Annotated in this window: 16 protein-coding genes; 8 read left to right on the top strand and 8 right to left on the bottom strand. The window is 54.5% G+C overall.

What is annotated here, in order from left to right; all coding sequences use genetic code 11:
- Positions 1-43: 43 nt before the first annotated feature.
- A complete protein-coding gene (locus ACT3RP_RS10930; protein ID WP_483393770.1) occupies positions 44-1,027 on the bottom strand; it encodes a TRAP transporter substrate-binding protein in 984 nt (327 codons plus the stop codon).
- A 481-nt stretch (positions 1,028-1,508) separates the two neighbouring features.
- Here ACT3RP_RS10930 and ACT3RP_RS10925 point away from each other — a divergent pair, with 481 nt between their 5' ends.
- Genes ACT3RP_RS10925 through ACT3RP_RS10915 form a run of 3 tightly spaced genes read left to right on the top strand, consistent with a single transcriptional unit; the run spans position 1,509 to position 3,933 of the window.
- The gene (locus tag ACT3RP_RS10925) at positions 1,509-2,261 is read left to right on the top strand and encodes a 5-oxoprolinase subunit PxpA (protein ID WP_483393769.1); all 753 of its coding nucleotides are present in this window, start codon (positions 1,509-1,511) and stop codon (positions 2,259-2,261) included.
- Positions 2,262-2,287: 26 nt separating this feature from the next.
- Complete coding sequence (locus ACT3RP_RS10920; RefSeq protein ID WP_483393894.1) at positions 2,288-2,986, top strand: 5-oxoprolinase subunit B family protein; 699 nt, start codon at positions 2,288-2,290, stop codon at positions 2,984-2,986.
- On the top strand, positions 2,983-3,933 hold the full coding sequence (locus ACT3RP_RS10915) for a 5-oxoprolinase subunit C family protein (protein ID WP_441685366.1): 951 nt from the start codon (positions 2,983-2,985) through the stop codon (positions 3,931-3,933). The genes ACT3RP_RS10920 and ACT3RP_RS10915 overlap by 4 nt, the downstream gene beginning before the upstream one ends.
- 64 nt (positions 3,934-3,997) lie before the next feature.
- On the opposite strand, the gene ACT3RP_RS10910 is transcribed toward ACT3RP_RS10915, so the two are convergent.
- From ACT3RP_RS10910 to ACT3RP_RS10885, 6 genes are all read right to left on the bottom strand, one after another.
- Complete coding sequence (locus ACT3RP_RS10910) at positions 3,998-5,029, bottom strand: 2,5-dihydroxypyridine 5,6-dioxygenase NicX family protein (RefSeq protein ID WP_441685364.1); 1,032 nt, start codon at positions 5,027-5,029, stop codon at positions 3,998-4,000.
- A gap of 112 nt (positions 5,030-5,141) precedes the next feature.
- Positions 5,142-6,650: a sodium:solute symporter family protein gene (locus ACT3RP_RS10905; protein ID WP_441685362.1), complete on the bottom strand. Its 1,509-nt coding sequence runs from the start codon at positions 6,648-6,650 to the stop codon at positions 5,142-5,144.
- Positions 6,643-6,846: a hypothetical protein gene (locus ACT3RP_RS10900; RefSeq protein WP_192535788.1), complete on the bottom strand. Its 204-nt coding sequence runs from the start codon at positions 6,844-6,846 to the stop codon at positions 6,643-6,645. The genes ACT3RP_RS10905 and ACT3RP_RS10900 overlap by 8 nt, the downstream gene beginning before the upstream one ends.
- A gap of 21 nt (positions 6,847-6,867) precedes the next feature.
- Entirely contained in the window at positions 6,868-9,915 is a 3,048-nt protein-coding gene (locus ACT3RP_RS10895; RefSeq protein WP_483393768.1) for a c-type cytochrome, read from the bottom strand.
- Entirely contained in the window at positions 9,908-10,396 is a 489-nt protein-coding gene (locus tag ACT3RP_RS10890; protein WP_441685358.1) for a (2Fe-2S)-binding protein, read from the bottom strand. Before ACT3RP_RS10890 ends, ACT3RP_RS10895 begins: the two co-directional genes overlap by 8 nt.
- A 20-nt stretch (positions 10,397-10,416) precedes the next feature.
- Positions 10,417-10,566, bottom strand: a complete 150-nt coding sequence (locus ACT3RP_RS10885; RefSeq protein WP_441685356.1) for a hypothetical protein — start codon at positions 10,564-10,566, stop codon at positions 10,417-10,419.
- A gap of 239 nt (positions 10,567-10,805) precedes the next feature.
- Here ACT3RP_RS10885 and ACT3RP_RS10880 point away from each other — a divergent pair, with 239 nt between their 5' ends.
- From ACT3RP_RS10880 to ACT3RP_RS10865, 4 genes are read left to right on the top strand one after another with little or no spacing between them, the layout of a single operon-like run.
- Positions 10,806-11,972: an FAD-dependent monooxygenase gene (locus tag ACT3RP_RS10880; RefSeq protein ID WP_483393767.1), complete on the top strand. Its 1,167-nt coding sequence runs from the start codon at positions 10,806-10,808 to the stop codon at positions 11,970-11,972.
- Positions 11,969-12,787: an alpha/beta fold hydrolase gene (locus ACT3RP_RS10875; RefSeq protein ID WP_483393766.1), complete on the top strand. Its 819-nt coding sequence runs from the start codon at positions 11,969-11,971 to the stop codon at positions 12,785-12,787. The genes ACT3RP_RS10880 and ACT3RP_RS10875 overlap by 4 nt, the downstream gene beginning before the upstream one ends.
- A 15-nt stretch (positions 12,788-12,802) precedes the next feature.
- Complete coding sequence (locus ACT3RP_RS10870) at positions 12,803-13,588, top strand: maleate cis-trans isomerase family protein (RefSeq protein WP_318781457.1); 786 nt, start codon at positions 12,803-12,805, stop codon at positions 13,586-13,588.
- An 11-nt stretch (positions 13,589-13,599) separates the two neighbouring features.
- Positions 13,600-14,268 (top strand): N-carbamoylsarcosine amidohydrolase, encoded by a 669-nt coding sequence (locus tag ACT3RP_RS10865; protein WP_444671845.1) that lies wholly within the window; start codon positions 13,600-13,602, stop codon positions 14,266-14,268.
- Here ACT3RP_RS10865 and ACT3RP_RS10860 read toward each other — a convergent pair.
- Entirely contained in the window at positions 14,265-14,747 is a 483-nt protein-coding gene (locus ACT3RP_RS10860; RefSeq protein WP_483393765.1) for a MarR family winged helix-turn-helix transcriptional regulator, read from the bottom strand. The two genes, ACT3RP_RS10865 and ACT3RP_RS10860, sit on opposite strands and share 4 nt — an antisense overlap.
- Positions 14,748-14,946: 199 nt before the next feature.
- On the opposite strand from ACT3RP_RS10860, the gene ACT3RP_RS10855 reads away from it, so the two are divergent.
- Entirely contained in the window at positions 14,947-17,220 is a 2,274-nt protein-coding gene (locus ACT3RP_RS10855) for a xanthine dehydrogenase family protein molybdopterin-binding subunit (RefSeq protein WP_483393764.1), read from the top strand.
- Positions 17,221-17,268: the final 48 nt, after the last annotated feature.

Raw genomic sequence — 17,268 nt, 5'->3', positions numbered from 1 at the left:
TCTGGCCAAAGCCAGCCCCTCACAAGAGCTATCAAGATGAGGATTAGCTATCTCGCTGATCGCGATAGGCTTCCAATGCCTGCTTAGCTTCGTCATCGGCACGCGACTGCCAGTCTTCAAACAGCTTGTCGCCAGCTGACTGTAGGGCAGCGGATATGGCTTCATTAGGCTCAGAAACCGCAACACCTTTCTCTTCCAGCGTGACCAAACTGGCATCGTTATCTTCTTGGCTCATCTCCCAGCCACGTTTTTCAGCCTTAGCGGCGGCTTCCATTAACGCATCCTGAGTTGCTTCATCCAGCCCATCAAAACTACGCTGACTCATGAATATTATATTTTTAGGCAGCCACAGGTTGGCATTGGTGTAATCCGTTACATAATCCCACGCGGCCATGGAACTGCCGGTGGAGCTGGAGGTAATCATCGCATCCACTCGGCCAGTGCTGAACGCGGTGGGAATATCCGATTCTTCGGTTTCCGTGGGGCTGCCACCCAAATTATCGACGAAACGCTGGGTGTTGATATTAGGAGCACGAACGCGCAACCCTTCAAACTGCGCAGGATCGGTTAGTGCTTCTGCGGTGTAAATGCCTTGCGCGGGCCACGCAACCGCATACAAAGGAATCAATCCTTGATCAGCAAATAGCTCGGTAATCATGGGCTTAGTCGCTTCCCAAAGCGCGTAGGCATCATCATAGCTACCCGCTACGCCCGGCAGCGTGTCGACTTCAAAAATAGGGTCATCGTTGGACAGAACCGAGAGAAACACCTCACCTGCATCAATAGTGCCCCGACGGACCGACGGCTTAATTTCCCCGTGAGCGACCAATGAACCCCCGCTATGAACGGTGATGGTTAGCTCACCATCGGTGGCTTCTGCCACATCTTCGGCGAACTGCTTGGTATTTTGAGTGTGAAAGCTAGCATCGCCATAGGGCGTGGCCATCGTCCATTCGGCAGCATGAGCCGTGACAGTGAAGCCGCAGGCAGTTGCCAGTAGCAGTGTAGAAGTGAGTGTTTTGCGCATCTTGAGAACCCTCTTATTCATTTTAGTAATGTGTTACGTCGGTAGTACCAGAGGAGACACTGGAAGTAACCCAGCGCCCGGAGAAACGTGTTGTTGTAATATCCATTCACCCTCTGAGCATAGCGCTTGGGCAGGCCATACGGAACGCTCTAGCAATGGTTAACTAATAAAATAAGTATTGTCGTACTGCCAGCCCTCTAAACAGAGTGATGACGCACGTGGCAATACATTAACTATGCAATGTTGAGGCCACTTTTAGCAGTGACTACCGCCAACGCTTTTATCACGCCCTGCTGCTAGCGCTACAAACATATCTCGTTCGCCGATTAATCATTTTTCCAAAAAATAACAATATGATAGAAGCAGTAGAAAATAAAAATTATCAAAAACGATTGGCACTGGGCAAGCCGTATTCATATATTGTTGGTGGTTTACACGTTAGCTTTTGCTAAGTGAAAGCACCTAAATAACAGGAGTCGCTATGGCCATCCCCCTGCTTAACTGCGATATGGGCGAAAGTTTTGGCAACTGGAGCCTCGGCTTAGATGCCGATGTGATGCCCTATGTCGATTGCGCCAATATCGCCTGTGGCTTTCACGCCTCTGACCCTCATGTGATGCGACGTACCGTCAAACTGGCTGTCCAGCACGGCGTGCGTATTGGTGCGCACCCAGGCTACCCCGATTTAATGGGCTTTGGCCGCCGCTCAATGGCCTGCTCCCCGGAAGAGGCTGAAGATATGGTGCTCTACCAAGTCGGCGCACTGGCGGGCATATGCCAAGCGGAAGGCACGCAACTCAGCTACATAAAACCCCATGGCGCGCTGTATAACGACATGGCCGCTAACCTTGCGTTACTCGAAGGCGTGATGCGCGCTGTGCGTGCCTATGATCCCAGCCTGCCGCTGATGGTGATGTCGACGGCCGACGCTGTGCCGCACCGCGAGTTAGCCGCCAAGCTGGGCATTACCCTATGGTTCGAAACATTTGCTGACCGCGCCTACGATGCCAATGGCCATCTGGCCTCACGGCGCTTACCGAACGCCGTTCATCACGATCAGCACACTATCGTCGATCAGGCGGTGATGCTGGCGAAAGGCGAATCGCTCACCTCACTTGACGGCACTCCGCTACAGCTGGCCTGCGACACACTTTGTGTTCACGGCGACAATCCCGAATCAGTGGCCGCCGTGCGTGCCATCCGCGAGGCCTTTCAGGCGTTGGAGCAGGCGTGAAACCGAGCATTCAAATACGTCCTAAAATGCGCATTGAAACGACCGCCATGGACGCCCTAATGGTGCGCCTGTTCGACACCATTGATGAAGCCAATATGGCGTGGGTGATCGCCGCCGATCAAGCCCTGCGCGCCGCCTTTGGGAACGCTTTAATTGATTTAGTCCCCTCATACACCACGCTATTAGTTCACTACGACTGTCAGCAGCTGAATCACAGCGATGCCCTAAGCCTTATCAACAAGACGCTTTGCAACCTCACGCCTGCAGATACCCAAGCGGGTGAACTACACATAATTCCCGTGTGGTATGACGAAAGCGTGGGGCCCGAGCTGCCCCTGGTCGCCAAGCGCGCGGGCTTAAGCGTCGAGGCGCTGGTCGAACAGCACTGCAACCACGACTACTGCGTATTCGCACTCGGTTTCGCGCCCGGCTATGGCTTCATGGGCTTGGTAGATGAAGCGCTAGCCACCCCGCGCTTCAAAACGCCGCGCCGCAAAGTCGCGACAGGCAGCGTAGGTATTGCCGATCGCCAAACGGCGATTTACCCGCTGCTTTCGCCAGGTGGCTGGAACATTCTTGGCCGTACTAACGTGCCGCTTTTCGAGTATGCCAAGCGTGGCGACCCCCTGTTCCGCCCTGGTGACAAAGTACGGTTTAAAGCGATCTCGCGCGCCGAGTTTGAAGCGGACGGTGGTGATACCACCCCGATGGAGGAGCGCTCATGAGCCAAGTTGCTACGCGTAAAGCGCCCGCAGGAATGCTCGTTAAACAAGCAGGACCGCTGGCGTTAATTCAAGATGCCGGACGATTTGGCGTGGGCCATCTTGGCGTGACCCAAGGCGGTGCGGCCGACTGGATTTCTTTTCGATGGGCCAACTGGCTGCTAGGCAACGAGCCAAACAGCGCAGCCCTCGAGATTGTCATGGGCGGCGGCTTAAGCCTCGAAACCGAATGCGAAGTGCACCTTGCGCTAACGGGCGCTGACTTGGATGCCCAGTTAGACGACAAGCCACTGGCCCCGAACACAAGCTTCACCCTGACGCCCGGCCAGCGCTTAGTATTTCGCCAGCCTCGCCAGGGGTTGCGGGCCTACCTCGCGTTTCCCGGCGGGCTAAATGCGCCCGAAGTGCTGGGCAGTCGCGCCTGCACCGCCCGTGAGCAGCTAGGCGGCTTACATGAAGATGGTAAACCGCTGAAAGTGGGCGACCGCTTGACATGGAAAGGCACCGCCCCAGCGATTCGCCGTATTGCGGAAGGCCAAGGCCCGCAGATGCCAGCGTCAGGCTGCCGCTTACCTATCGTACTCGGTTCACAGATCGCCTCGTTTAGTGGTCGCGCACTGTTCCAAGCTTTTAATCAGCCTTGGACGGTGGATAACCGCGCCGACCGTATGGGCGTGCGGCTCACGGGACCTGTCCTGAATGGCTCACTGACCGGCATTATTTCCGAAGGCATTCCACTCGGTGCCGTTCAAGTACCGCCTGACGGTCAGCCCATCATACTCATGAACGATCGCCAGACAATTGGCGGCTACCCGCGCCTGGGTGCGCTCACCCCGACCGCCTGCGCGATGCTTTCCCAATGCCTGCCGGGCACGAAGGTGTGGCTAACCCCTGTCAGCGCCAGCCAAGCGCAGGATGATTATCGGGCACAGCTAAACGTGTGGCGCTAATACGTCAAAGCCCCTCGGTTGAGGGGCTTTGTTGAGGGCTTTGGCACGACCAGGTTCTAACGCATTAATGTCTGGCCATCTGCAGTTCTTTAACGACAATATCGCCATCAACCACAATAGGTTCACCATCCAGAAACAGCGAGCAATTGCGCATCGGGATATCGAGATGGCAGGCCGTATCGTTAGTGCCACCTAACTCATTATTTGGCCCGGTAGAGAACATTACGTTGCCATAAAAACTGCGCGGCTCCATACCCATGCCGCCGGGAAACTCGCCAGGCACCATACGGTGCCACTTGGCATTGGGGTTCATGCCCCAACCGACATGGCTCATACCCAGCCCACGCGGATCGTTAAAGCTTTCCATGTAGGACTTAACCAGCTCCGCATCTAGCCCACCGCGGATATCGGTAATCCAGCCCTTCTTGATGGTGTACGTAATCGGCTCTCTGACATACATATTCTGGGGCAGCAAAATATCGCCTGGCGCAACGACAATGGTGCCATCAACCCCGTCATCATCACCGCCGGTAAATACAAAGCCGGACGGCCAATGGTCCCACCGCCCGGGCTCATCGGTGCAGGCATACTCAGCAACGGTGGCGTATGTATTAAGTTGATAGGTGACATCCGTTCCGTGGGGCGACGTGATGCGCATAACCTTGGCTTTTGCCAGCAACTCGGCGGCTAATTCAACCTTTTCCCGGAGTTCCTTCGTAGGCAGCATTCTGGCCAGCAATTCCGGTGGTTCAACGGCGGTTAAGATCCGTGTACCGGCCGCTTGAATGGCCATTTGCTCAGGTGAGAAAAGCAGAAAAATACAGTCGATCAGCATATCGCAATTTTTGAGCGCCTCCACCGCGTCGGGCATACTGGCAAGCCCTGTCGCACCCACGCTCCAACCGCCAGTGGGTAGCGGAGCGGGTAAGCGCATGTGGTACATGTTGGCGCCTAAACGCTGACCCGCGGCCATAAAGGCATCGGCATATTCCAGGCGCTCGCTTCCCTGCGTAAGCACCACAAGTCTTTCACCTTCGTGTACGCCGGACATTTTTAACTGATGGAGACAGATTTCCGTAAAGCCTGCATGATCCATAAAGACTCCTACTTCGCTGGTGTAAATCTTATATCGTGTTAGGAAAATCTTCTTGAGAGCGTTTGAGCTTCCAATATTGGGCCTCAAACGCTCTAAATATTGTCAGATAAAACTAAACGTTCGACTCCTGAGTCGACGGGCTAACCTTGTGGCTGCGCTTTTTACCCAGCTCTTCTGATATGGCGTCAAAGAAAGCATCGGTGGCTGCTTGATGAGGCTGGGTCATCAGACTAACGCCAACAAAAAGCACGCTAGCGACGACGATTCCCCATATGCCGGAAGGCAGACCCAGCAGTGAGTTTCCGGTGGCATACATCAGCAGCACAAAGGCACTCGTGCCTACCACACTGACTAAGGCACCAGCGCCAGTGCCACGCTTCCAATAGAAAGCGCCGATAATGGCGGGCACCATCGCGACCAGGCCAGACGATGCGGCGACTGACAGTACGGCAATCAAGTCCAACTGCAGCTCGGCAAAGGCCAATGCCAAAATTGCGATGACAGGTACAACAAACTTACCCACTAGCAGCTGGCGTTTCTCACTGACGTTAGGCTTCACGTTCGCATACACATCACGAGAGACCATTGAGGCCAGCGTCAGCATGATGGAATCAATAGTAGAAACGGCTGCTGCCATAATGCCGACCATCACGATCACACCCAGTACCGGTGGTACAAACTCAGATGCTAGCAGCGTGGGCGTCGCCAAATCGGCACTTGCAAGGCTGGGGAAAGCGGCTAAAGCTGAGAAGCCCCACAGTACCGACACCATGGTGTAGATAAAGCCAAACACTAGAAAACCAATCAGCATTTGACGCATTGCGCGCAATGAAGAAGGCATAAACAGGCGCTGGCTAACTTGGGGATTAGAGAGGCTAAAGAAGAACCAAGGAATCGTTAGCCCTAAGAAAGTAACGAAGCTGAACAAACCCGAGCCCGGCACCGTGAGTGACTGAGGATGCTCCGTCGCAAGCGTGTCAAATAGCGCGCCAAAACCACCCAGGCCCTGAATGACCAGGAATGCCACGAGCGTCGAGGCCACAATCATCATGATCGCCTGGAGAGAGTCGGTCCACATAACCGAGCGAATTCCCGCTATATAAGAGAAGAAGATAGCAATCATCGTGGCCATGATGACGCCCGTCGTAAAGGTAATCGCCCCGTCGGTAATACCTTGCAACAGGTAACCTACACCCGCCAACTGAACCGCTGAATAAGGAATCAGGAAGATACAGCTGGCAAGAGAAACCGCCATTGCGACATGTTTGCTGTTATAGCGATGACCCAGCATTTCGCTTGGCGTCACATAGCCGAACTTTTTCCCGACGGCCCAAAACTTCGGCCCGAAGATAGCCACCAGGGAAACGCCCGCAAAATAAATAATTTCAAACCCCAGTGCGCCCACGCCTCCGGCGTAGGTGAGGCCTGCTAAACCGACCATCATAAACGCGCTGTAGGTGGTGGCACTGTAGCTCAGCGCCGAGACAAAACCATTCATCTGTCGATTGCCCAAAAAGTATCCTGACATACTTTCTGCAGCGCCTTGTCGCGACATAATCGCAATGCCTACCGCAATCAATAAATAGATAGCAATAGACCACCAAATGAGTGACTCAGTCATTGCTGTGATCCTCGAAGTCTTTAGTGATAAACACGTTCAGCGCAATGACAATTAACCCTGCAACCGCCCAAAACAAGAAGCTGCCGTACCAAAACGCGACATTGCTCAACAGGGTGTAAGGCACTAAATAGCTCAGCAGGACAATTATCCATACGAGCCATATCCATTTACTTCGTTTTCCAAACTCAGGTTTCATAGTCCACCTCGTTTTATTACATCATGGAGTAGAGTGTGTGTTGTTTTGGTGAGGCTGGCGTAAATCAGCGCTACGTTGTTCTAGTTGTTGCCAAGGTGCTTTATCTGGTGCAAAGCGCGCTCGAAGATACATCGCTAAATCAGCGACTTGGGTATTGCTAAAACTGTCGGAAAAACCAGGCATACTGCCGGTTCCTGGAACGTGGTCTGCGTGGACACCGCTTAAAATCGACTGAATAACGTTGTCGGGGTGGTCGCTATGAATATTGGTATTCAGCGCGAGTGACGTACTCGCGCTGGAGAAAGTAGGTACTCCGGTTGCCACGTGGCAGGCTGCGCAAGCGCCATCGAATAGGCGCTCGCCCGCCTCCAAGCCGGGCGCACTAAGCGTTGCGCCAGCCACACGCTCCTCCGCCCTCGCCACCGCTACGTCGCTATCATCCGTCGGTGCCTGCATCTGTGTGGCCACATAGTGGGCAATGGCTCTCACGTCGTATTCAGGCAATTCGGCCAATCCCGCAACGACTGGTGCCATCGGGCCAGAGGCAACCCCATGCAGCGCCGACTCACCATGACGCAAATAGTCGTAGAGCGATGTTTCACTCCAAGCAACCGGCGCACGCGACAGCGCATTGAGTGGCGGTGCCTCCCAGCCATCAACAAAGGCCCCTGCAAAATAATTCTTGCCGCTTTTCTCCGCGCCCATGGCATTGCGTGGGCTATGACAAGCACTGCAGTGGCCTAACCCTTCTGCCAGATAGGCGCCTCGATTATAAAGCTCGCTTTGCATGGGGTCTGGCTGGAAGGGAGTGGGGTCGTGATAAAGCGTGTTCCAGCCAGCCATTAAGGCGCGTACGCTGAAAGGAAAAGCAAGATCGTTAACGGTTTTATCCGATGACACCGCCGGCTGAGACATTAGGTAGGCGTACAGCGCCTGTAAGTCGGTATCACTTGTTTTGGCAAACGCCGTATAGGGAAAAGCGGGATAGAGATGACTGCCATCGCGACTGATGCCATGGCGCATTGCTCGTTCAAACGCCGCGTAGGACCACTGACCAATACCCGTTACCTCGTCTGGCGTAATGTTAGTACTGTAGAGCGTTCCAAAAGGCGTTTCAAATGAACGCCCACCCACGTTGGCTACACCATTGTCAGCGGTATGGCACGCTGCGCAATCACCAGCGGCGGCGACTAGCCGCCCGCGCTCAATGGTATCGGCGGAATAAAGATTAGTGGCTGGCCGAGCAATAGGGGCCACGGCGCCCTTCCACGGCCATGCGATAGCCACCGTGCCCGCCATTGTAGTCAGTGCCGCAGCGGCTAACCAGCGCCGCCTCGCAGGGCGCTGCAGTTTGGCCGGACGCCCGGCACTCGCCACCGTCGGCTCTTGGAGTGCCTGGCGGACACGCTTGGCAGTAAAGGGAGGCTGGCGAAAACGAATGCCGGTCGCATCAAATAGCGCGTTGGCAATCACGGCAACACCGGGCGATAGCTCAGCCCCGGTTAATACATCGGTAGCAGGTTGGTTAAAAGAAGAAGGCACCCTTTGCGTTGCCGGTTGATAGCCGCGCGTAGCCAGCTCGCCTGCTCCTGAAGCGACGGGCACGAGTACATTGCGGCCATCACCCCACTCATCAAACGCAGGGCTTTGCCCCAAAAGCGGGCGAGCTTCACCCAATACCCGTGTTTGGAGCGTTTGCTGAAGACGCGCGGTATCCACATCAGGGCCCGTGTCTTGGCCAACAACCAAGCGGGTCAGCTGCACCTCACCGGTAATCCGGTTAACCACTACGTCGGCAATCCACGCGGAGCGTACACCGGGTGCCTCACGTTGATCACGGCTTGGCAGCTGAGAGTATGCAAAACCGCGACCTCGCAGCAGGTCCTGCGGCGCTGAATTTGGCGCTGACGTGGGAGAAAGCGGCGACAGAGGCAGCGTCCATTCAGCCCGTTTAGCGACCGACTCTATTAGCGCTATGCCACGCGCATCGTCGAGGTGACGAAGACGCAGCGCAATGGGGTCCTGTTCGCTATCACGAGCCACCTCATCTAGAAACGACTCTCGCGCAAACGCCTGCTGAATGTCGACGACAGTAGAATCACTTGAAAGGCTATTGGATTGGCTTCTTGCAGCAAGATATTGGTCGCGAAAAACGTAAGGTGAAAACGGCGCCGCATCGTTACTATTATCCGAAGCCTCAGTAGCCGAAGCCTCAGCCCTAAGCTCGGTGATCGCGGCCTTGCCACTCAGCCAGAGCCCGACAGCGGCGACCTCACCGATAATACTAGCCTGCTGGTAATGATAGCGGGCGATCTCACCGCTGCTGGCAAGATCGGCTTCTAGCGTCATCCGCTGCGCCTGACCCAGCGCCTCTTTATCTTTTGCATAGCGGGCATCAAGCCAAACCGCTACCGGAGCCCCCACCGCCTTAGACATTAGCGCCGCATCGACAGCGGCATCATCGCCGCAATGGCGGCCAAGCCCGGTTGCTTGACGCGACACGTGCGTTTGGTCGAGGCAATAGAGTTCAATCTGGTTAACGGGCAATGCGGTTAAGCGACCTAAATCGTGCTTAAGCGCCAGTGGAGTAACGGTTTCTCCCCAAATATCGAGCTGGTGCTGGCGGTAATCCGCGATCATCCAGCCGGGGCTATTTCCCCAATGCATCCGGCTCGGCCAGCCATACTGCTGACGCATTGACGCCTGCGATTGAGGGCTTGTTTTAACAGCGCTGAATTTGAGAGACGTAGATTTAATAGAATCAGGTGCGCTATTGGTTGGCTGATGCACGGATTGCCACTCAACCTTGAGCTGTTTAGCCGCATCAATGGCCAAGGCCAAACTGCCGGCAACAACACCGACAAAGTCTTCTTCAACCACCACCTCAATAGCACCTGGTAGTGAGCCGATGCTGGACCTATCAACACTGATTAAGCGATCGCTCTCAAACCGCTCGCCATCCCAATGATAGTGAGGTGGGCGTACGACGACGCCATAGCGTGAATGCGCCAATGCCGCGGGAATGCTCGCCTGATGATGCTGACGACGAAGCCGCTGCCCTTCACTCATGAAGTGGCTCCTGCAATCGGCTCGCATTGAGGTCAACAGCCAGGCGCGCTGCTTGCAGAATTTCAACGTGAGTACCGCATCGGCACAGATTATGCTCAAGCGCGGTACGAATCTGTTGCGCTGAAGGCTGTGCGTTATGATTTAACAGCGCACGAACGGTGATAATCATGCCGTTCAGGCAGTAGCCACACTGGGCTGCTTGCGCATCAATGAAGGCTTGCTGAACAGGATCAAGCTGGCCGTTGCTGGCCAGCCCATCAAGCGTAATGACGTCATGGCCAACGGCAGCGGACACGGGTAGCACGCACGTTCGTGCGGCCATGCCATCGATCAATACACTGCATGCACCACATTCGCCCAAGCCACAGCCGTATTTAGGCCCATTAAGCGCTAGGTCATTACGCAGCACATTGAGTAGCAGCGTATGCGGGGGCACTGCCAGCTCATGTTCTTGTCCATTGACTGTCAACGTTAGCGTCATAAGGAATCATCATCTTATTGTTAAAACGGCCTGCTTGCCAAACACTCTTCGTCGTACTGAATAATCAGCCTATTTTCGCCTTCATCGCTAGGCGTGCACCGGTAAAGGGCGGCGATGCTCATAAACATGCATAAAAAGCGTACACGCCATAAAAAAATACTAATAAACATATAGCACTCAATTGATGAGTCTTTCAAGTTTTTATAAAAACCATAAAAATACAAAAAAAGTCATTAAATTCAGCATAATATATACTCAATCAACCTATTTGTTCATAAAAATAATTTTCCCATTAAATCCTTGACCAACAAATAAATGGTGTATACGTTGTTTTATAGCATTCACAAACTCACTCCCTGAGGCGCTCTGCACGGTGGTGTGTGAATAAAAACAGCGAGGCAACGACGATATGAAGAACAAACCCACCATTGCAGTCATTGGCGCCGGCCTTGGCGGTGCCGCGGCTGGCGCACTGCTGCAGCAAGCGGGTTATCCCACCAAGGTGTACGAACAAGCGCCGGCTTTTTCTCGCCTTGGCGCGGGAATTCACCTTGGCCCCAATGTTATGAAAGTCATGCGGCGTATCGGCATTGAGGACAAGCTTAATGCCATGGGGTCACATCCTGATTACTGGTTCAGCCGTAACGGCATGACGGGGGAATATCAGTCGCGCATCCCGCTGGGTGAGTTTGCTCTCGAAAACTACGGGGCAGCCTATATCACCGTCCACCGTGGCGACCTCCACGAATTAATGGTGAGCACGCTCGACCAGGATAATCTACATTTCGATAAGCGCTTGGTAGATGTCGATGACAGCGGCGATAAAGTCGTCATGACCTTCGCCGATGGCTCAATCGAAGAAGCCGACTTAGTCATTGGTGCTGATGGTGTTAATTCACGCCTGCGTGAGAAATTACTCGGCGCTGAAGCACCTATCTACAGTGGCTGGGTTGCCCATCGCGCCATTATCTCCGCTGAAAAGCTCAAGGCGTACGATTTGGATTTTGAGGCGTGCGTAAAGTGGTGGTCAGAAGATCGTCATATGATGGTTTATTTCGTCACCGGCGACGAAAAAGAGTATTACTACGTGACGGGCGTGCCCGAACCCGACTGGAACCACGGCACCTCCTTCGTCGATAGCTCCCAGGAAGAAATGCGTACAGCGTTCAAAGGCTATCACCCCACCGTACAAGCGCTGATTGACTGCACAGAAAGCGTCACGAAGTGGCCTTTATTGGAACGTAATCCGCTACCACTTTGGCATGAAAATCGATTAGTACTGCTTGGTGATGCCTGTCACCCAATGAAGCCACATATGGCTCAAGGCGCCGCCATGGCGATTGAAGATGCTGCCATGCTGGTGCGTTGCCTGGAAGAGGTTGGCGCTGACAATTATCAACGTGCTTTCGAGCTTTATCGCACCAATCGCTTTGAGCGTGCCTCGCGAGTGCAGCAGGTCTCCCACGACAATACATGGCTACGCGCAGATGAAGACCCGGCCTGGGTATTCGCCTACGATGCCTTTGAAGTACCACTGAAGCAACCTGACGCGATCAACGAAGGAAGCCCAGTATGAGCAGCACCTATCTTTATGGCGCGAACTTACATGCCAACGGTATTCGCCAGCACTACCTGCGTTTCGGCGATAGCGCTAAGTCCTCACGCCAACCGCTGGTGCTGATACCGGGCATTACGAGCCCCGCTATCACCTGGGGGTTTGTAGCCGAGCGGCTGGGTCAGCACTTCGATACCTACGTGCTGGATGTCCGTGGGCGGGGCTTATCGTCTAGCGGCCCCGAGCTCGCTTACGACATCGACACCTGCGCTGACGATGTGATTGCGTTTATTGATGAGTTAGGGCTCGACAATGTCATTCTAGCGGGCCACTCCATGGGCGCGCGCTTTGCGCTTCGCGCCATGAGCCGCGGCGCAAAGGGCACTGCCAAACTGGTACTGATCGACCCACCGGTTTCAGGACCAGGACGTCGAGAATATCCCAGCAAGCTGCCGTGGTATGTGGACTCGATTCGTGACTGCACGCGTGGCGCCGACATTGAGACCATGCGTCACTACTGCCCGACCTGGAGTGATGAGCAGTTGCGGCTGCGCGCCGAGTGGCTGCATACCTGCTTTGAGCCGGCCATAGTTCAGGCGTTTGAAGAGTTTCACAGCGTCGATATCCACCAAGACCTCCCCAACATCAACGTGCCTACGTTGCTGATGTGCGCGGGCAAAGGCGGCGTTATCCAGGATGAAGATCGCGCTGAAATGATCGATCTGCTGCCCACCCTGCGGATTACCACCGCGGAAAACGCGGGCCACATGATTCCCTGGGATGATTTCGACGGCTTTTTTGCCGCTTTTGAAGACTTCCTCGGCAAACAACTCTAACAAAGGCCAATGATCATGACGCACAGCACCAAGAGCTATTCCAGGAACTATTCCAAGAGCTATCGCATCGGGCAGATCGTGCCAAGTTCTAACATCACGATGGAAACGGAAATTCCGGCCATGCTGGCGGCACGGCAGCTAATCCGGCCTGAGCGTTTTACCTTCCATTCCAGCCGTATGCGCATGAAAAATGTCAGCAAGGACGAGCTCGCAGCGATGGATGCTGAGTCAGACCGCTGTGCATTGGAGCTTTCCGATGCGGCAGTCGATGTGATGGGCTACGCCTGTTTGGTCGCGATCATGGCCATGGGGCCTGGCTATCACCGCGAATCACAACAGCGCTTACGCAGCCGCACCAAAGAGAACGGCTGCGATACGCCGGTGGTGACGAGCGCTGGCGCGCTGGTCGATGCACTAGGCGTGATGAAAGCTAAACGCGTGGTCGTGGTAGCGCCCTATATGAAGCCACTCACCGAGATGGTGGTCGACTACATTCGCCAAGAAGGCATTGAAGTGCTTGATTATCGAGCACTCGAAATCCCTAACAACCTGGATGTCGCCCGCCACGATCCCGCTAATCTTCCTGGCATTGTGGCTAGCCTCGATTTAAACAACGTCGATGCCATCGTGCTATCAGCCTGTGTACAAATGCCATCGCTAGCGGCCGTTGCCAAGGTAGAAGCCTTAACGGGCAAGCCAGTGGTCACTGCTGCTATCGCCACTACCTACGCCATGCTTAAAGCGCTCGATTTAGAGCCTATTGTGCCCGGCGCTGGTGCCTTGCTGTCAGGCGCTTACTAGGAGCTAATATCATGACGCCCTCTAACCAGACAGCCAGCGGCAAAGGTGCTGACGATCGCTCTTTAGACGACAACTACAAAGGTGTTTGGGATGGCCGCATTGGCTTTGGTAACAAGCCTGCGCTGCTAGTGGTCGATTTCATGCAGGGCTACACCACGCCTGGCTCGCCGCTATTTGCCCAGGGCGTGGTGGATGCCGTTGCCAATATGCCCTCACTGTTAGACGCAGCCCGGCATAGCGGTATTCCTGTCATCCATACCAACATCCTGTATCACGCCCCGGATCAAATTGATGGCGGCATATGGGTGAAAAAAGCGCCGGTAATGCGCGCCATGGTAGCGGGCAACCCTTACGCAGCGTTCTGCCCAGAGGTAACACCGCGTGAAGACGAGCTGGTGATGACAAAGCAGTATGCCAGCGCCTTCTTCGGCACCTCGCTTGCTTCAACGCTTGTCGCGATGGGGATCGATACACTGATCATCACCGGCTGCTCAACCAGCGGCTGCATCCGCGCCACTGCGGTTGACGGCCTACAGCACGGCTTTCGCGTGATCGTCGTGCGCGACTGCGTCGGCGACCGCCACCCAGCGCCCCACGAAGCCAATCTGTTTGATATCGATAGTAAGTACGGGGATGTCATTAGCCTGAATGAAACCTTGGATCACCTAGCCACTAGCTAGCTATCCGCGTTCATTTTTTCGAGCAGATGCATCAGCGCAACGCGCTCTGCGGGATTGAGATTTTGCATGGTCTGATCGCTGATTTGCTTGGCGCTGGGTACCATATTTTCTACCAACTCAGCGCCCAACTCAGTGATGACAACCATCACTTTGCGCTGATCATTAGGGTCCGTGGTCAGCGAGATCCAATCACGTACTTTGAGGCGTTTAATAACGCCACGGATCGTCGCCGGGTCTATCGCCGTGACGTTGACGATATCGGTTAACGAGCTGGGACCACGTTCCATTACCGTGCACAGCGTCACGAACTGGATCGCCGTTAACTGTTTATCGCTACTGTATCGCTGAAAAATAGCCGTGTGGCGCTGATAGGCTTTGCGTAGCAGGTGCCCCACTTGTTCTGAAAAATCATAGCCTTGCTCTGAAGGCGTAGGATGCTCACCGGCCGACGAGTGATGAAGCGCACTATCCGTTGTCATTCAATATCCTTAATGTATTGGCGCCGCGATGTACTGAGTATGGCACTGATGATCAGGGGCACGTAGCAGCCCACGAAATACTGCTTGCGTGAGAACAATTCACCATGCTTTTATGGCGTATACGCTATAATTTTACCTTACTTATCGCCAATTCATCACCTCAAATACATTAATTTAAAAGATAGCTTTGGAAGCGGTTATGGCGGATAAATCAAACTATACAAGACAGTCACTGCTGCATGAGCCAGATCTTCTGGTTGTCTATAGAGACCCTATAACGCCGCCCAAACCAGCTCCAGGTCAACCTGGCACACTTTCCCTCTTCACGCCCATTGAGCCCGAGATATTCATCGCCATCTTGAGCGATAGCCATATCGTGGCGTTCAACGGACACGTAGATCTCGGCACCGGCATACGCACGTCACTGGCACAAATCGTAGCGGAAGAGCTGAGTACGGCGTTCGATAGTGTCACCATGGTGCTCGGCAATCCCTTTGATGTGCCCAACCAAGGACCCACCATCGCCAGTGCGACGATTCAGATTACCGCGGAACCTCTTCGCCGTGCCGCGGCACAGGCACGCGAATATTTGCTCACACTGGCTGCCAAACACTTTGGCGTCGAGCGCTCCCTACTCAGCTGCCAACACGGCGCTATTCATTTCAACAGTACTATCCAGCCCAACGACAAGCATCACCCGCCGATAAGCTTTGGAGCATTGCTAAAGGGTGCACGCCATGCGTTGAAGCTAGATGATCGCGCACCGCTCAAGCCCGCCAGCGATTACACGTTAGTGGGTCGAGCCATGGCTCGTGTTGATATCCCTGACAAAGTCACAGGAAAATTAACCTTCGTCCATGACTTCCGCCTTCCCGACATGCTGCATGGCCGAGTGATTCGCCCCCCTTATGTAGGTCACGATAACGGCGCGTTTATCGGCACTAGCTTGATAGCCGTTGATAAAAGCTCTGTTGCTCATTTGCCAGGCGTGATTAGCGTTGTCGTGATAGGGGATTTTGTCGGTGTCGTTGCTGAGCGTGAAGAACAAGCCGCCGCTGCTGCTAAACAGCTTAAAGTTGAGTGGCGCCCGGTCGAAGGGCTTCCCCAACTGGACAATATTGAGCAGGCGCTACTGGATTTACCCAGCAAGCAGCGCATGCTTATCGACGAGGGTGATCTAGATAGCGCGCTTAGCGTGGCCAGCCAGCAGCTCAATCGCAGCTATGTTTGGCCTTTTCAACTGCATGGCTCGATAGGCCCTTCTTGCTCAGTGGCTGATGCTAAAGCTGGCGCGCTTCACGTCTGGTCGGGAACACAGAATCCACATAGTTTGCGTGCAGACTTAGCGCGCCTAACCGGCTTAGATGAGAGCGTCATTACCGTCACTCGCATGGAGACGTCGGGCTGCTATGGCCGCAACTGCGCTGACGATGTGGGCGCCGACGCCGCGCTTCTTTCCCAGGCAGTCGGCCGCCCTGTTCGCGTGCAGTTAACGCGCGAGCAAGAGCACACGTGGGAGCCTAAAGGAGCCGCTCAGTACATGGCTATTGAGGGCGGGCTGAACGCAGACGGTAGCCCAGCAGGCTATCGTTTTAGCTCACGCTATCCTTCTAACAGTGCACCGACACTGGCGCTGCTTCTGACAGGTACAACGCCGCCGATCGATATCCCCTTTGAAATGGGCGACCGAACATCGGTGCCGCCCTATCATTACCCTCATCGGCAAATCATTTGTGACGACGTGCCAACGCTTGTGCGCGCCTCTTGGCTACGCGGCGTCTCGGCATTACCCAACACTTTCGCTCATGAAAGCTACATTGATGAACTGGCCTGTTTGGCAAACGAAGATCCCGTCGCCTACCGATTGCGCAACTTGCCTGATGTCCGCGCCTGCGAGCTGATTGAAGCGCTCGTGCAGCGTGCGAACTGGAAAGCAGGTGTCGCCAATAAAAATCCGAAAAACGACGCTGACTGGTGCTATGGCCGAGGCTTCGCTTATGCGCAATACGTGCACAGTAAATTTCCAGGCTTTGGCGCGGCACTCGCCGCCTGGGTTGTCGAGCTTAAAGTGAATACGAAGAGCGGACGTATTGTCGTGGAACGGCTATTCGTAGGGCAGGATGCGGGCCTAATGGTGAACCCTGCCGGCGTTCGCCATCAGGTACATGGCAATGTCATTCAGATGCTAAGCCGCACCTTAAAAGAACGCGTCACCTTTGAAGATAGCCTACCCACCAGCAGGGAATGGGGCGGATATCCAGTGCTGCGTTTTTCTGATCTTCCAGCAATTGATGTCATGCTGCTTGATCGCCCGGAACTGCCGCCATTAGGCGTAGGAGAATCCACATCACTACCCGGCGCTCCCGCGATTGCTAACGCGCTCTTCGATGCAACGGGCGTACGCTTTACTCACCCTCCTTTTACCCCTGACGCCGTTCGCGAGACGCTAAAATCGGCTTTACTGCCACACTAAAAAAGCCCGCATTCTAGATGCGGGCTTGGAAAGGCTACTTAAACCTCG

The sequence above is a fragment of the Halomonas sp. AOP5-B2-8 genome, assembly GCF_052376475.1.
Classification (GTDB): Bacteria; Pseudomonadota; Gammaproteobacteria; order Pseudomonadales; family Halomonadaceae; genus Vreelandella; species Vreelandella casei.
The sequence above is the reverse complement of the archived record's forward strand: the minus strand, read 5'-3'. Positions and strand labels throughout refer to the sequence as shown.

Bases quoted from the DNA above. Each gene is read 5' to 3' on its own strand.
- ACT3RP_RS10930 (WP_483393770.1), bottom strand. From the start codon at position 1,027: ATGCGCAAAACACTCACTTCTACACTGCTACTGGCAACTGCCTGCGGC.
- ACT3RP_RS10925 (WP_483393769.1), top strand. From the start codon at position 1,509: ATGGCCATCCCCCTGCTTAACTGCGATATGGGCGAAAGTTTTGGCAAC.
- ACT3RP_RS10920 (WP_483393894.1), top strand. From the start codon at position 2,288: ATGCGCATTGAAACGACCGCCATGGACGCCCTAATGGTGCGCCTGTTC.
- ACT3RP_RS10915 (WP_441685366.1), top strand. From the start codon at position 2,983: ATGAGCCAAGTTGCTACGCGTAAAGCGCCCGCAGGAATGCTCGTTAAA.
- ACT3RP_RS10910 (WP_441685364.1), bottom strand. From the start codon at position 5,029: ATGGATCATGCAGGCTTTACGGAAATCTGTCTCCATCAGTTAAAAATG.
- ACT3RP_RS10905 (WP_441685362.1), bottom strand. From the start codon at position 6,650: ATGACTGAGTCACTCATTTGGTGGTCTATTGCTATCTATTTATTGATT.
- ACT3RP_RS10900 (WP_192535788.1), bottom strand. From the start codon at position 6,846: ATGAAACCTGAGTTTGGAAAACGAAGTAAATGGATATGGCTCGTATGG.
- ACT3RP_RS10895 (WP_483393768.1), bottom strand. From the start codon at position 9,915: ATGAGTGAAGGGCAGCGGCTTCGTCGTCAGCATCATCAGGCGAGCATT.
- ACT3RP_RS10890 (WP_441685358.1), bottom strand. From the start codon at position 10,396: ATGACGCTAACGTTGACAGTCAATGGACAAGAACATGAGCTGGCAGTG.
- ACT3RP_RS10885 (WP_441685356.1), bottom strand. From the start codon at position 10,566: ATGTTTATTAGTATTTTTTTATGGCGTGTACGCTTTTTATGCATGTTT.
- ACT3RP_RS10880 (WP_483393767.1), top strand. From the start codon at position 10,806: ATGAAGAACAAACCCACCATTGCAGTCATTGGCGCCGGCCTTGGCGGT.
- ACT3RP_RS10875 (WP_483393766.1), top strand. From the start codon at position 11,969: ATGAGCAGCACCTATCTTTATGGCGCGAACTTACATGCCAACGGTATT.
- ACT3RP_RS10870 (WP_318781457.1), top strand. From the start codon at position 12,803: ATGACGCACAGCACCAAGAGCTATTCCAGGAACTATTCCAAGAGCTAT.
- ACT3RP_RS10865 (WP_444671845.1), top strand. From the start codon at position 13,600: ATGACGCCCTCTAACCAGACAGCCAGCGGCAAAGGTGCTGACGATCGC.
- ACT3RP_RS10860 (WP_483393765.1), bottom strand. From the start codon at position 14,747: ATGACAACGGATAGTGCGCTTCATCACTCGTCGGCCGGTGAGCATCCT.
- ACT3RP_RS10855 (WP_483393764.1), top strand. From the start codon at position 14,947: ATGGCGGATAAATCAAACTATACAAGACAGTCACTGCTGCATGAGCCA.